The 12530-nt window shown below is 63.4% G+C and carries 17 protein-coding genes and 1 pseudogene; 4 read left to right on the top strand and 14 right to left on the bottom strand.

Annotation, left to right across the window (positions count from 1 at the left end):
- Positions 1–7: 7 nt before the first annotated feature.
- The gene (locus DID99_RS10345) at positions 8–349 is read left to right on the top strand and encodes a cytochrome C oxidase subunit IV family protein (RefSeq protein ID WP_044846931.1); all 342 of its coding nucleotides are present in this window, start codon (positions 8–10) and stop codon (positions 347–349) included.
- A gap of 217 nt (positions 350–566) precedes the next feature.
- On the opposite strand, the gene DID99_RS10340 is transcribed toward DID99_RS10345, so the two are convergent.
- Together DID99_RS10340 and DID99_RS10335 are read right to left on the bottom strand one after the other, a co-directional pair.
- Positions 567–1169, bottom strand: a complete 603-nt coding sequence (locus DID99_RS10340; protein WP_124487363.1) for a hypothetical protein — start codon at positions 1167–1169, stop codon at positions 567–569.
- Between the two features lie 620 nt (positions 1170–1789).
- Positions 1790–2113: a hypothetical protein gene (locus DID99_RS10335; protein ID WP_124666600.1), complete on the bottom strand. Its 324-nt coding sequence runs from the start codon at positions 2111–2113 to the stop codon at positions 1790–1792.
- Positions 2114–2490: 377 nt separating this feature from the next.
- Here DID99_RS10335 and DID99_RS10330 point away from each other — a divergent pair, with 377 nt between their 5' ends.
- On the top strand, positions 2491–3228 hold the full coding sequence (locus DID99_RS10330; RefSeq protein ID WP_124666665.1) for a hypothetical protein: 738 nt from the start codon (positions 2491–2493) through the stop codon (positions 3226–3228).
- A 57-nt stretch (positions 3229–3285) separates the two neighbouring features.
- Here the strand turns inward: DID99_RS10330 and DID99_RS10325 are convergent, their stop codons facing one another.
- The 3 genes from DID99_RS10325 to DID99_RS10315 form a co-directional block, all read right to left on the bottom strand.
- Positions 3286–4731: a DEAD/DEAH box helicase gene (locus DID99_RS10325; protein ID WP_185733750.1), complete on the bottom strand. Its 1446-nt coding sequence runs from the start codon at positions 4729–4731 to the stop codon at positions 3286–3288.
- Between the two features lie 91 nt (positions 4732–4822).
- Positions 4823–5887, bottom strand: coding sequence for an aldo/keto reductase (locus DID99_RS10320; protein ID WP_124666598.1), 1065 nt, complete (start codon positions 5885–5887; stop codon positions 4823–4825).
- 69 nt (positions 5888–5956) lie between these two features.
- Entirely contained in the window at positions 5957–6547 is a 591-nt protein-coding gene (locus DID99_RS10315) for a flavodoxin family protein (protein WP_124666664.1), read from the bottom strand.
- 118 nt (positions 6548–6665) lie between these two features.
- Between DID99_RS10315 and DID99_RS10310 the strand changes: the two genes are divergently transcribed.
- Positions 6666–7571 (top strand): LysR family transcriptional regulator, encoded by a 906-nt coding sequence (locus tag DID99_RS10310; RefSeq protein WP_124666597.1) that lies wholly within the window; start codon positions 6666–6668, stop codon positions 7569–7571.
- A gap of 141 nt (positions 7572–7712) precedes the next feature.
- Here the strand turns inward: DID99_RS10310 and DID99_RS10305 are convergent, their stop codons facing one another.
- Both DID99_RS10305 and DID99_RS10300 read right to left on the bottom strand, forming a co-directional pair.
- Positions 7713–8048 carry a hypothetical protein gene (locus DID99_RS10305; RefSeq protein WP_124666596.1) on the bottom strand — a complete coding sequence of 112 codons (336 nt, stop codon included), beginning with the start codon at positions 8046–8048 and terminating at the stop codon, positions 7713–7715.
- 547 nt (positions 8049–8595) lie between these two features.
- Positions 8596–8907 (bottom strand): hypothetical protein, encoded by a 312-nt coding sequence (locus tag DID99_RS10300; protein ID WP_260426231.1) that lies wholly within the window; start codon positions 8905–8907, stop codon positions 8596–8598.
- Between the two features lie 177 nt (positions 8908–9084).
- Here DID99_RS10300 and DID99_RS10295 point away from each other — a divergent pair, with 177 nt between their 5' ends.
- Positions 9085–9300, top strand: a complete 216-nt coding sequence (locus DID99_RS10295) for a hypothetical protein (RefSeq protein WP_044846937.1) — start codon at positions 9085–9087, stop codon at positions 9298–9300.
- A gap of 54 nt (positions 9301–9354) precedes the next feature.
- Here DID99_RS10295 and DID99_RS10290 read toward each other — a convergent pair whose 3' ends face one another.
- From DID99_RS10290 to DID99_RS10255, 7 genes and pseudogenes are all read right to left on the bottom strand, one after another.
- On the bottom strand, positions 9355–9672 hold the full coding sequence (locus DID99_RS10290) for a hypothetical protein (protein ID WP_124487368.1): 318 nt from the start codon (positions 9670–9672) through the stop codon (positions 9355–9357).
- A 91-nt stretch (positions 9673–9763) separates the two neighbouring features.
- Positions 9764–10066: a hypothetical protein gene (locus DID99_RS10285; protein WP_260444563.1), complete on the bottom strand. Its 303-nt coding sequence runs from the start codon at positions 10064–10066 to the stop codon at positions 9764–9766.
- Positions 10067–10194: 128 nt separating this feature from the next.
- Positions 10195–10407 carry a 30S ribosomal protein S21 gene (gene rpsU / locus DID99_RS10280; RefSeq protein WP_124487370.1) on the bottom strand — a complete coding sequence of 71 codons (213 nt, stop codon included), beginning with the start codon at positions 10405–10407 and terminating at the stop codon, positions 10195–10197.
- A 31-nt stretch (positions 10408–10438) separates the two neighbouring features.
- Positions 10439–10648, bottom strand: coding sequence for a hypothetical protein (locus tag DID99_RS10275; protein WP_044846941.1), 210 nt, complete (start codon positions 10646–10648; stop codon positions 10439–10441).
- A gap of 46 nt (positions 10649–10694) precedes the next feature.
- Positions 10695–10979, bottom strand: coding sequence for a hypothetical protein (locus DID99_RS10270; protein ID WP_124666662.1), 285 nt, complete (start codon positions 10977–10979; stop codon positions 10695–10697).
- Positions 10980–11497: 518 nt separating this feature from the next.
- A complete protein-coding gene (locus tag DID99_RS10260) occupies positions 11498–12385 on the bottom strand; it encodes a CoA ester lyase (protein WP_124666595.1) in 888 nt (295 codons plus the stop codon).
- Positions 12375–12530, bottom strand: a pseudogene (locus DID99_RS10255) (electron transfer flavoprotein subunit alpha/FixB family protein); the annotation flags it as partial. The gene DID99_RS10260 and the pseudogene DID99_RS10255, both read right to left, overlap by 11 nt.

Here is a 12530-nt window from a genome sequence, read left to right as displayed (position 1 = left end):
GCAGGCCATGGACCACACCGATCCCGCCGATCGACCCGACGCCGCGCACGGCCAGCAGCACCCGATCGGCATCTACCTGAAAATCTGGGGCCTGCTGTTCGTCCTGAGCACGTTGTCGTACCTGGTCGACTACTTCAAGGTGCAAGGCGTGGTGCGCTGGGTGCTGATCGTCGTGCTCATGATCGCCAAGGCCGGGCTGATCGTGTCGATCTTTATGCACATGATGTGGGAGCGTCTGGCGCTGGTGTACGCGATCCTGATACCGCCGCTGTGCCTGCTGGTGCTCATGGTGCTGATGGCGGCCGAAGCGCATCACACGTTCGGCATGCGGGCGCTCTTCTTTCATTGATCGCGTCGCCGGTTCGTTCTTCCGGCGGCGAACGCTTCGGATCACGTACGATCCGGCTCTGCGCGAGGAGGGGGATGGGGACAACGCACGCCTGGCGCGTGCCCGCGTGCCCGCGTGCAGCCGAACGTTTGGAATTGGACGCTGGCCAGCACGCACACGTGTGTGACGAGAGGATACGCACTGCCGCGAGCAGCGCGCATCCCCCGGAGGGCGGCGATCAGTAGGCCGCCACCTTTTCGGTATTGCGTCGTTCCACGGACGTCCTGGATTTCGCCACTGCCGTGATGAACAACATGGTGGCGATGCCACCGGCGATCAGTGCCGGGTAAGCGGCCAGGATCTGGACCAGGGAATACTTCCAGCTCAACGGGCGCCCGACGCCAAGCATTGCCGCATAGAACCACGAGACGGCGGAAATCACGCCCGCGAAAATGGCAACCATGCGCCGTTCGAACGAAAGCTTCAGCAAGGATCCCGCTTTCCGCAATGCCGGCAGGACCGCGGAGTGCAGCGCGATACCGTTGAAGGTCAGCAACGCGACGATGCCGATCTTGGCCTGCAGCTTGGGATTGCCGAGATACCGGAGACCCTGGGTCCGCATGTCGAACGCAATGATCGCGATGCCGGTGATCCAGAGAATCGTCAGCGCCAACGTGACGGTGCGCTGCAGGCTGGCCAGATGAACCTGGGCAGGATCGGTAGGCGCGTCGGTATCCAGCAGTTGCCTGACCATGGCAATGTCGCTGGTCAGCACGAGACCAATCGCGACACAGCAGGCAATGAGATGAACATAGACGATTCCCATTCGTACGAATTCCATTTTCTGTCCTTTATCGGCGCGGTGCGCAAAGTTAAGTTGTACCGTCGTGAATCTGGGCGAATTCCGTCGATACATATTTAGGATTGCGACGCAAACATCAAAATTCGATCATGGATTCCGCTATCAAGCTGGCTCCAGTTCGGCATGACATGAACAACGTGGTGAGCCCATTCCGGTGCGTCTGGTCGCAACGGGCTGAATGCAGTCGAACCGACACCCATCGCGAGTTCGACCACTTGATCAAGCCCGCACCGCGTGCGGACCTGCAGTGTCGGGTGGCTGGCCACCCGGGTATCCGGCATGCGTGACTTGCAGATTGAAAGGTCGCCCGACTGCCGGATGCTGCTGGGCGACCGGCAAAATTTAAAACAGCGAGCCCTGACGAATCAACCCGAGTTGTTACGAAATGCAAAGGACGTAACGAGCGCTGAATGCGCCGAGAGAAGGGTCGGACCGGGCGCAATTTCTGCTGATACGGAGTATGCGGAATTGTTCTGACCTGGATTCCGGAACTGATTGACGGGTCACGTCTTTTTACATTTGAGCGGTAAATAGTAAAGGGGTCGCAGTTCGCAGTGCATATTGCGAAACTTTCATATGTTGAATAGGGAAATTCTCGGTCATTCGGGATATCGTTGAGCATTGATTTTCTCAGACGAAACGCCAACGGCATCGGGCGTTGATGCACCGATCAGTGCCTGAAAATCCGCGCGGTTTTCCGAGAGATCTCTCGTCTCTTCCTTCGCATTACGCCGTCTGGCGGGGCTGAGCGTCAAACCGGCAGTGACGGCGGAGACACCGACCGGGGTCGACATGACCAAAATCGGATGGCCCGAATTTTTTAGGGTATGGTTCCGCAATAAATCGAAGCAGATCGCGCGATCGGCCGAAAGAATATTTTTGACGACTGGCAGGAAGTAAAAATCGCGGACGTCAAAAATCAAAAATACCCTGATTAACCGAAATCAAAACCATGCCTTGCGAATACCTTTCGATCAAGGCCGGGAAATCCCGCCGGATCGAGATTCGTCGATGGCGGCTGAGGAAGTCGAGCCTCATTCGCAAAGCGCCGCTCATGCGTCGGTTTGAGCGTTCACCAAACGCCGCTGCAACGTGCTCGTGCGCGTCGAGCGCGGTCGCCCCTCGGATTGCCTTCTCCCGGCAGTCCCGTCGAATCCGGGAATAACCGTCGTGTGCTCACGGTATTGCAGGAAACACGAACCGGGTGACCCCTATGGACATCATCGACACGGCCCATGCAACGGATACCAAACAGGAATCGCCCGCGGTGCGCACACCGCACCGTGAATCGAAAGTCCGGATGCAATCCGTGCTGCGCGGTCTCCAGCTCGGATCGGGCGTGGTGCTGCTGACCTATCTCTTTCTGCACCTGATCAATCATGCACTCGGAATCTGGTCACTCGAACTCGCCGGACGCGGTCTCGTGCTGGCGTTGCGGCTCTGGCGCAGCGCACCGGGGACGTTCGTGCTGTACGGCGCGGCTTCGCTTCATTTTGCGCTGGCGTTGCACACGATATACGGGCGCCGCCACTGGACCCTGCCGCCCGCCGAATGGCTCCGCCTCTGGGCAGGCCTCAGCCTGCCGCTGCTGCTGATCCGCCACGCGGTGACAACCCGGCTCGCGTCCTCGCTCTACGGCTTCGAGCCGGACTACGAGCGTGTCGTCACCGTGCTGCTCACCAGCGGCACGCAGGGCCTGCAACTGGCCCTGCTCGCACCCGGCTGGATACACGGATGTCTCGGACTGTGGTTCCGGTTGCGCCATCATCCGCGGGCGTGCCGCGCCAAACCCGCGCTGCTGGCATTCGTCGCCCTGCTGCCGTTGCTCTCCGCAGGCGGCTTTGTTCATATGATGCGCGTCGTCGAGGCGAAGGGCTCGCTGTATCTGCCCCCCGATCCGAAACTGGTTTCACACCAGCTCGCCCTTGACGCGTGGCGTCACTATCTCGTCACCCTCTACGTGTGCCTGATCATCGGCGCGTTGATCGCGGGCCTGTTGCGCAACCGCCTTGAACGTCGACGGTTGCAGAACGCGTGACGACGATCGGGAAGCTCCGGCCGAGCGGCGGCGGCCGGCACGCCTCATCCCCGGAGATCAGGATTGACGTTTGCCGCGACCACCGGCGGGTTTCCCGGCCGGCTTGCGTGAACCCGCAGCCGCCTTGCCGGCGGGTTTGCCGCGCGGCTTTTGCACGCTGAACGGACTGCCGCTCAACACGCTTGCCGCCTTACCCGCGGCGCCGGCACGCTGCCCCTCGGCCTTTCGCTTGCCGTCCCCACCTTGCGGCTTCGGCTTCTTGCCGGCCGCCGGCATGGCACCCGCCCCACCTTGCGGCACCTTGGGCTTCTTCGGCTTTTTGGGCTTCTTGATGATCTGCCCCGTCGCGCTGGTTTCCGGCACGCGGTGTTCGGCTTCGAAACCCGGCTCTTCTTCACGGCGCAGCGTCTGCCGGATCAGCGCTTCGATCGCGGCCAGCTGCGGTGCTTCATCGGCACACACCAGCGACACCGCCACGCCGCTGGCGCCCGCGCGGCCGGTACGGCCGATACGGTGCACATAATCTTGCGCGACGATCGGCAGATCCACGTTGATCACCAGCGGCAAGTCGTCGATATCCAGCCCGCGCGCCGCCACATCGGTCGCGACCAGCATCTGCACTTCGCGCACCTTGAAGCGCTCCAGCGCACGCAGGCGCGCGGGCTGCGGCTTGTCGCCGTGGATGGTGTCGACCGCATAGCCGGCTTCATCCAGCATCGCCGCCAGGTAGTCCACGCCATTGCGGGTCTTGACGAACACCAGCGCGTGGTCCCAGTTGTTCTCGGCCACCAGGTGCATGAAGAGGTCGGGCTTGTTGCGCTTGTCCACCGGCACGACCCACTGCTTGATCTTGCTGGCCGTGACGTTGGGCGGGCTGACGCTGATATCGACCGGGCTGTGCAGAATGGTCGCCGCCATCGCGCGAATATCGTCGGTAAACGTGGCGGAGAACAGCAGCGTCTGGCGCCGGGCGGGCAACGCAGCAAAGACGGCGTTGAGTTCGCGCGCAAAACCCAGATCGAGCATCCGGTCGGCTTCGTCCAGCACCAGCGCCTGCACCTGATCGAACTGCACCGCGTTCTGCCGGTTGAGGTCCAGCAGACGGCCCGGCGTGGCAACGAGCACATCCACGCCCTTGCGCAGCTTCATCATCTGCGGGTTGATGCTCACACCGCCGTAGGCGGCCAGGAACCGCAGGTCGAGGCCCTTGCCATACGCGACGAAGCTCTGCAGCACCTGTTCGGCCAGCTCACGCGTGGGCACCAGCACCAGGACACGCGCACGGTTGCTGGACACCGCCGGCCCGTGTTGCACCAGCCGCTGCAACAGCGGCAGCGCGAAACCCGCCGTCTTGCCGGTGCCGGTCTGCGCCGCAGCCATGACGTCCTTGCCGCCGAGCACCGCGGGAATCGCCTTGGCCTGCACCGGCGTCGGTGTCTGGTAATTGAGGTCCTGCAGATTACGCAGCAAGGGATCGATCAGGCCTAGCGAGGCAAAAGACATGGACGTGTTCCGGGCTAAAACCGCAATTCTAGCCGTTACCGCCGCGGCGACCGCATCGCGCGGGCCGAACGCCGCGCCGCGCGATGCGGCGTCACCGGTCCTGTTTCGACCCGCCGCGCGTGAAAGGCTGCGGCCGCCTGCCCGCCGCCTGGCGATCGATCATCCAGCCGGGATAGCCGGCAGGCACCGCACTGACGGCATCAAGATGCGCGAGTTCGTCCGCGGTCAGCGCGACATCGGCCGCGCCGAGATTGTCTTCGAGCTGTTCGACCCGCTTGGCGCCGATGATGACGCTCGTGACATGCGGCTTGGCGAGCAACCACGCGAGCGCGATCCGCGCGACCGACACGCCTCGCGCGTCGGCGATGGCGCGCATCGCGGCAACGCACGGCCAGGCCCGCTCGAGATCGACCGGCGGAAAATCGAAATGGCTGCGCCGCGCCCCTGCTTCGGCCGGCGCCCCGGGGCCGAACTTCCCCGAAAGCAGTCCCCCGGCGAGCGGCGACCAGACGAGCAGGCTCATCTGCTCGTCGACCGCGAGCGGCACCAGTTCGTGCTCCACGTCACGTCCGGCGATCGAATAGTAGGCCTGCAGCGTCTCGAAGCGCGTCGCATGGAGCGCCTGGCTGAGCCCGAGCGCCTTGCCGATCTTTCCGGCGCGCCAGTTCGAGACGCCGACATGGCGAACCAGCCCCTGCCGCGTCAGATCGTCGAGCGCCCGCAGCGTCTCTTCGATCGGCGTGACGGGATCGTTCGCGTGTATCTGGTAGAGGTCGATGTGGTCGACCTGGAGCCGTTCCAGGCTTCGCTGCACGGAATCCATGATGTGGCCGCGCGACGCCCCCTGATCGTTGGGCTTCGGGCCCATCACGCCCGCCGTCTTCGTCGCCAGCACGATCTCGCCGCGCGGCACGCCGAGGTCCCGGAGCGCCTGTCCGACGAGGCGTTCCGACTGACCGAACGAGTAGATGTCGGCGGTATCGATGAAGTTGATGCCCTCGGCCAGTGCGCGGGAAATCAGCCGGGTCGCGTCGTCCTGGCCGACCGCGCCGATCGACGCCCACATGCCGGCATCGGCATTGCCGCCCAGCGTCATCGTGCCGAGACACAGCTCGGAGACATATAGGCCGGTGCGGCCCAGTTGCTTGTATTTCATGGCCGTTTCCTCATGGTCGGCTGGAACGCATGCGGTGGCGTCCGGTCAGGCGCCCCGCACGCCGGGATGTCAGCTGATTCGCGCGTGCCCTGCCCGAAACTGTCCGGCGATCGTTGCGACGCGTGCGCCATAGCGGCGTGCCGTCTCGAGATCCCCCGGCGACATCTCGTCGGGCGACGCGTCGGCCGGCGTCTGCGCCATCGGCGCGAGATAGGAGCCCATGCGATTCAGGTCGTCGCGCATCGACGCCTTCAGGTTCGCCGGCTTGATGTCCATGCTCACCCAGACACCGCCGTGCTGCCCGGCGAGCAGCACGAAGTATTCGAGCGTATTGAGCTTGTCGCCGTTGACGCTCGCGCTATTGGTGAAGCCGCCGAAGATCTTGTTGCGCCACCGGCCGTCGAACCAGGCCGTCGACGATGCGTCGGCGAACTTCTTGAACTGCCAGCTGGGGCCGCCCATGTAGGTCGGCGAGCCGAACAGGATGGCGTCGGCGCCCGCGAGCGTGTCCCACGCGTCCGGCGCGATGTTTCCGTCGGCGTCGATTGCGACGAGGACGGCGCCGGCGCCCTCGGCGACAGCCGTTGCCATACACCGGGTATGCCCATAGCCGGAGTGGTAGACGACGGCCGTCTTAACCGGTGCGATGTGTTGTGTCATGGTTGCGCCCTTTCGTTCAGGTGGTCGTCGGGAGACGACATCGGAAAGCACTCTACTGGGTCGCAATTGAGTTATAAATGACGGCCGATTGAACGTTCTGTTACTCGCCGAGTGAACAATGCAAAACCTCGATGCGCTGTTGATCTTTGCCCGTGTCGCCGAAATGACGAGCTTCACGCGGGCGGCCGAAAGCCTGGGCATCCAGAAGGGACGTGTCTCGATGGTGATCCGTCGACTCGAGCGCGACGTGGGCGTTGCGCTGTTGCATCGGACGACGCGGAGCGTGCAGCTGACCGAGGACGGACGCGCGTTCTATTCGCGCGCACGGGACCTGCTGGCCGAAGTCCAGGAATTGCAATCGATGTTCTCCGGCAACGGCACGCGACTGCGGGGAAGATTGCGCGTCGACATGCCGACCGAACTGGCCCGCAGTGTCGTGGTTCCCGCACTCCCGCAACTGCTGGCCGCGCATCCGGAGCTGGAACTGGAGCTGTCGAGCACTGATCGGCGTGTCGATCTCGTCCAGGAAGGCTTCGATTGCGTGATCCGTCTGGGCCCGATCGTGGACGAGACGCTGATCGCGCGACCGCTGGGCCGGCTGCGCATGATCAATGCGGCGAGCCCCGGCTACCTGGCGCGATACGGCGTACCGCATACGCTCGACGATCTGCTCGGCCAGGGACACCGGATGGTCCACTACACGCTGACACTCGGCGCGCGTCATCCGGGATGGGAGTACCCGGACGGCACCGGCTATGCGTCGCTGCCGTTGCCGAGCGCGATGCAGGTCAACAGCGTGCAGACCTATCACGCTGCCGGGCTGGCCGGCATCGGCTTGATCCAGGCCGGGTATTCAGGGGTCGCGGCTCACATCGAAAGCGGCGCGCTGGTGGAGGTGCTGCCCGATCTGCGCCCGGAGCCGCTGGCCGCGTGGCTCGTCGTGGCCCATCGGCGCAATCTGTCGCCGCGCGTTCGGGCGTTCATGGACTGGATCGAGCGGGTGCTGGAACCGTATTTCGACTGAGGGCGGCGCGGCGGATCGGCTCGGGGGGCATGGCCCGTGGCCGGGAAACCGATGAGGCTGCTCATGCGATTGGCCGGGCCGCCGACATGGGGCGCCTGCAAGCTGCGCCGTAACCGGCGACCTCGCGTCGTGACGCCGCAGCTAATCCTTCGGCGCGGGCGGCAGAGGAATCCAGTGCGTGTACGCCGACTGCAGCAGCGCGACGTCGTCGAATCGAGCGACGACCGCAAATCCTCGTGAATCCCACGCCAACACATTAGACGCCGAGTCCGCATCCTGACGCGTCGGGCAGTGCCGATCCGCCGGAATCCAGTTCTGGCCCTGACGTGCCCCCTGCCATCCATCCCAGGCGGCCGCCGCACGTGTTCCCCTGACGTAGCCGCCCTGGTCCCGAACGCGATAGGCCAGGTCGGCGCGATATTCCACCGGCGTGTCGCGGAACCACCATTGTTCAAAAAGCTCTCTCTCGGTGCTCACCGACTTCTCCAGTGACGCAGCTTCAGCTTGAATCCGCGGCCGCGAATTCGGCTACGCCCAGCACCGTGCAATTCGCGTTCCTGCGGCCTCGCAGGCTGACTTCGTCGCCCATCAGGCCGAATCGGACTGCCCTCGGCGCAGCGCGAGTCCAGCTTGCCACCCCGTCAGCATATCGCGATGTACTGCAACGATGCTGTGCGGCACGCGGCATCGTCGTCATGGATAGCGCCATGAGTCGAAGTCGCTTGCTGGCTACCATGCGCCGATCTTCGCTTGAATGTCAAAGCATCGACACTGCCGATTTGGCACGAAGCGCGGCGAAATCACGCTCCGGTCAAGTCGATGCCGCGGGGATGGCAGTCGCAAAAGTCAAAGGTACTCACGGAGTACGAATTGCCCATGAATCGACCGGAAACGTGGTGTTTATAGGCGAATTTGCCCGACTGTCGACGAGCATACTTGAGACCGCGACGACCATCCCGCACACGCCACCGAACTTCAGCTTTCCCGTGCGTCGGACCGCACGAGACTCGCCCGCACCTTGACGTCAGAGGGTCATCAACAATCGCAACTGGTGTTCGGTTTCCGTTCCCTTGACCAGCGCATAACATCGCGTCTCCCGTCGCTCGATCGCAGAAAGGCCTTCAGCATCGGAGAAGGTGTTCCATGCGACGCCGTCGATACTTGCCCATTCTCCGCGGGTTCGTGCAAAGGCGCGCAACAGCGGACTGGCTTCACGGCGCAGAACGACACGGTCCGCATTCAGCACACAGGTCGACCAGCCACCGCGGAGGATCAGGTAACAGGGTACCGAACGGTGATCAATTCTCGTGAGCACAGTTGTTTCTTCCATTTTCATCGCGACGAGGTCCAACGGTTCGCATTGCAGACGAAGTTATCGACCCGATCGAAGCGTGCGCGGCCACGGCCGGATGGTGAAGCCGGCCGGATCGCGACACATCCTGACGGCGGACGCTTCTGCTCGTGCGGCCCCGCACGGCAGCCCCGCTCGCGACAACCAGACAGGGAGGAGCCCATGCTCTTCAATACGACACGCTTCCGGATCGATCCGACGCCCCGCAGGGCCGATGGCGAGTACATCGCACATGCGAGAATCACCACGACGCTGCTGGACGGAGGTGAGAGAGAGGTGCATTCCAGCGGCGATCTGGCCGGCTTCGATGCGCGCGACGATGCGATTGCGTACGCGACGCAATGGGCGCAGGGATGGCTGGCCGCTCAATTTGGCTGAAGGCAAGAAGGCGGTGGCGCAGCTGTGGCTCGAGCGTCGGGCATCGTGGCTGCGTTACCGCCTGGGATGCTTCATTTCCTCGGCTTCCATCGCGGCGAGCCGCTCTTCACTCGCGGATACGGATTCCATGGCTTCGTCGATCGAAGTCAATGCATATTCGCAGGCCAGTTTCACTTCTTCAACGATAGTCTCTGGCTGCTCGTCGTCGCCAGGCGGCGGGGAAAGCATGTCTGCGAGCATCATGGCCAACTCGGGGGTGTCCCATGGTTCGCCCTTTTGCGCCTTCTTCTTTATATAGTGCCGGATTTCCGCGTCTTGCTCGGGCGAGAGTGGAAGGTGTCGAAACGTGTTGCCTGGGTTAGCGTCAATCATGTGTTGCTCCGAAATTCGAATGCGACTCCCGTGGGCTGCTCCCTGCCATGCGCGTGCACCCGGAACAAGACGAGAACGAAGGAGCAGCTTCCTATTTTCGGCAGCGCGAATCCTGAATGCGTTCGAGGCGGACCAAAAGCGCGTCCACCTGCAGTGCGAGGACCTTGCTTCGCTCGGATCGTGTGCGGAGCTTGTCGAGCTTGACTCTCCAGTACGCGGGATCGTTCACGGACGATCGGTTGATGAAGGCGTGTTGCGCTTGCTCAAGCAGCCCGACCGATCGTCTGATATGGGCCAACTCGCGTTCCGCGTCGCAGTACCAGCTCATGTTTGCCGCCTTCTGATCATGATTTTCATCCTGGTTGCTGCACGGCGCGACGCGCGTACCGATCATTCTTCCTGCCGCTGCGCGGCGGCCGGCCGGCATGCTGCCTGCGTCGTCCGGCCGCGGTACCGCACGCCGGGGATCGGGATGGCGCCGTAATGCCCCCCCTCGGCCGGCACGCTGTTCCCGCCGTTCTTCTAGTACATCTTGCGGGGCGGCAACATGCGCTTCGCCCGCAAGCGCTGCCGGGCAACGGCACTGGCTTTTTTCCGCTTGCGCTCCGTCGTGGGCTTTTCGTAGCTGGTGCGACTGCGCAACTCGCGAATCAGCCCGGTCTTCTCGATACCGCGCCGGAAGCGCCGCAGCGCGACATCGATGGGTTCGTTGATCTTCAGTGTGATGGTTGTCATGTAATGCCTGTTGGAAAACGTTCGAATAAAACTAGCCGAGTCGTGTCATGACGGTGCTCGCTATCGCGTCGGATTCGAACTCCGAATACCCGGCTCCGATCGAAAATGCGCGCACCGCCGCGAACATCTGCAGCTCTTGTTGATGGCACCGCGCAGAATGGGTCATTCCAGCGGGCAGGACAGCATCGCTCCGAGTGAGCTTGCACCGCTGGACCAGATCGAGAAGCTCGTCGACGATCATTTCGCTCTCCAAATTGATGGCAAGTCACGCTGCCATGCGAGTCTTGTCAGAGGGCGTCCGAAAAGAAGCCCAGCTTTTCGCGATCGTCGTCAATGACGCGCTCGGCATAACGCAGTGACGCACGCCGTGCGTCACCGGCAGTGTCGAACGGGCCGTCGCCGAGGAGCCTGAAAGTCTGGCTCTGCGTCAGCGTGTCGGTGGTGCCGCGAAGACAAATCTTGACCGCTGCGTCGAAGCCGGCCTCGTAGTTGTGCGGCAAGCCATCCAGCGCAGGCACGTGCGGGTAAATCAGTGGATAGATCTCGAATCCACGGTAGATATGCATGCTCATCATGAACTCCTGACGATCGCTTCTCGGCGACTCGCAAGGACGAGCGTAGGCAGCCAGCATCGCCTGATGCATGGCGCGACGGGTCGTGGTGAAAGGGACAAACGTTGCGCGCGAGGCAATGCGCGACGCAACACGGTGGCAGGTGGAGGGCGAGCGGTCGAACAGCAAACGGAGGCTCGAACGAAACCATCATACGCGCATCGTCGATCGGGTGTCCATCTTATTTCGACCGCAACGAGGCAGATGACGAAGTGCGTTGTCGCGCCGTGATCGCGGCTCACCCCATGCCGCCGTGCCCTCGTTCGTCGAAACGCTTTCGCCGTGGCGAGTCGACCAGATGAAGACCACGCCGATCACCGTCGTCGACGATCATCTTCCCGGCGCCCAGACTTTTGCATCTCCACCATCTTCCTTCGGTCGACCGAATACAGAAGCAACGCCGCCTGATGCAAGCCGCCGAGGCATGCACGCACCCGTTCATTGATCCGACGATAGCGGACAGCCGTGGCCACCCCGACTCACGCCGCCGAGCATTCGCCGGCGGCGGCGTTCGATCCGGCGTTGACCGCTGCAGCCAGCGCGGCGATCCGCTCGGCGCGCAACAGCACCGGCCGATCGACCATCTTCCCGTCGACCGTCACCACGCCGCCGTTCGAATCGCGCATCGCATCGAGCACCCGCCGGGCCCAGCGCGCTTCGTCGTCGCTCGGTCGAAAGCATCGGTGCACGAACCCGATCTGCTTCGGATGGATGCACAGCTTCGCGCCGAACCCCAGCTGCTTGCCGTTGAATGCATCGCGCGCGATACGCTCGCCGTCATCGATATCCGGCGTCACGCCGTCGACCGGCGATTCGATCCCGGCCACCCGCGAGATCAGCGCGAGTTGCGAGCGGAAGTGATTGAGCGAAACGCCATCGTCCGACATGCCCATGTCCGCGATGAAATCGAGCGTGCCGAACATCAACCGCTCGACGTACGGCGCTTTCGCGACATCGAGCGCGTTCCACATGCCGTGTGCGCTTTCGATCAACGGATAGACCGGCACACGCCGGCGCGCGAGCGCAACGGCAGCGCACACGTCGTCGGCACGCTCGGCCTTCGGCAGCACGATACCGGCCACGCCCTTCAACGCGCCGAGCGCGGCATCGGCCTCGAACCATCGCGTGTTCCGCGCGTTGATCCGCACGAGCACCGGATGCTCGGGCGAAACCCACGCCGCTATCGCATCGCGCGCCGCCACTTTCGCCTCCGGCTCGACGGCATCCTCGAGGTCGATGATGATCGCATCGGCGCCGCTTGCGAGCGCCTTGTCGAAGCGCTCCGGCTTGCTCCCCGGCACGAACAGATACGACTGGGCCGGCGCCACGCGGCCACCGCCGGCGCGCATCGCGGCATCAGACGGCATCGACCACCTCCGGAACCCGTTCGAACAGATCGCCGACGAGGCCGTAGTCGGCCACGCTGAAGATCGGCGCTTCCGGATCCTTGTTGATCGCGACGATCACCTTCGAATCCTTCATGCCGGCCAGATGCTGGATCGCACCCGAGAT

Source organism: Burkholderia sp. Bp8986, from assembly GCF_003854225.1.
Taxonomy (GTDB): Bacteria; Pseudomonadota; Gammaproteobacteria; order Burkholderiales; family Burkholderiaceae; genus Burkholderia.
Note: the sequence above shows the minus strand (reverse complement) of the source record. Positions and strands in the feature narration are given on the sequence as shown.

What these genes read in the sequence shown, in the direction of transcription:
- DID99_RS10345 (WP_044846931.1), top strand. Translation starts at nt 8, where the DNA reads ATGGACCACACCGATCCCGCCGATCGACCCGACGCCGCGCACGGCCAG.
- DID99_RS10340 (WP_124487363.1), bottom strand. Translation starts at nt 1,169, where the DNA reads ATGGAATTCGTACGAATGGGAATCGTCTATGTTCATCTCATTGCCTGC.
- DID99_RS10330 (WP_124666665.1), top strand. Translation starts at nt 2,491, where the DNA reads ATGCAATCCGTGCTGCGCGGTCTCCAGCTCGGATCGGGCGTGGTGCTG.
- DID99_RS10325 (WP_185733750.1), bottom strand. Translation starts at nt 4,731, where the DNA reads ATGTCTTTTGCCTCGCTAGGCCTGATCGATCCCTTGCTGCGTAATCTG.
- DID99_RS10320 (WP_124666598.1), bottom strand. Translation starts at nt 5,887, where the DNA reads ATGAAATACAAGCAACTGGGCCGCACCGGCCTATATGTCTCCGAGCTG.
- DID99_RS10315 (WP_124666664.1), bottom strand. Translation starts at nt 6,547, where the DNA reads ATGACACAACACATCGCACCGGTTAAGACGGCCGTCGTCTACCACTCC.
- DID99_RS10310 (WP_124666597.1), top strand. Translation starts at nt 6,666, where the DNA reads ATGCAAAACCTCGATGCGCTGTTGATCTTTGCCCGTGTCGCCGAAATG.
- DID99_RS10300 (WP_260426231.1), bottom strand. Translation starts at nt 8,907, where the DNA reads ATGAAAATGGAAGAAACAACTGTGCTCACGAGAATTGATCACCGTTCG.
- DID99_RS10295 (WP_044846937.1), top strand. Translation starts at nt 9,085, where the DNA reads ATGCTCTTCAATACGACACGCTTCCGGATCGATCCGACGCCCCGCAGG.
- DID99_RS10290 (WP_124487368.1), bottom strand. Translation starts at nt 9,672, where the DNA reads ATGATTGACGCTAACCCAGGCAACACGTTTCGACACCTTCCACTCTCG.
- DID99_RS10285 (WP_260444563.1), bottom strand. Translation starts at nt 10,066, where the DNA reads ATGATCGGTACGCGCGTCGCGCCGTGCAGCAACCAGGATGAAAATCAT.
- rpsU (WP_124487370.1), bottom strand. Translation starts at nt 10,407, where the DNA reads ATGACAACCATCACACTGAAGATCAACGAACCCATCGATGTCGCGCTG.
- DID99_RS10275 (WP_044846941.1), bottom strand. Translation starts at nt 10,648, where the DNA reads ATGATCGTCGACGAGCTTCTCGATCTGGTCCAGCGGTGCAAGCTCACT.
- DID99_RS10270 (WP_124666662.1), bottom strand. Translation starts at nt 10,979, where the DNA reads ATGAGCATGCATATCTACCGTGGATTCGAGATCTATCCACTGATTTAC.
- DID99_RS10260 (WP_124666595.1), bottom strand. Translation starts at nt 12,385, where the DNA reads ATGCCGTCTGATGCCGCGATGCGCGCCGGCGGTGGCCGCGTGGCGCCG.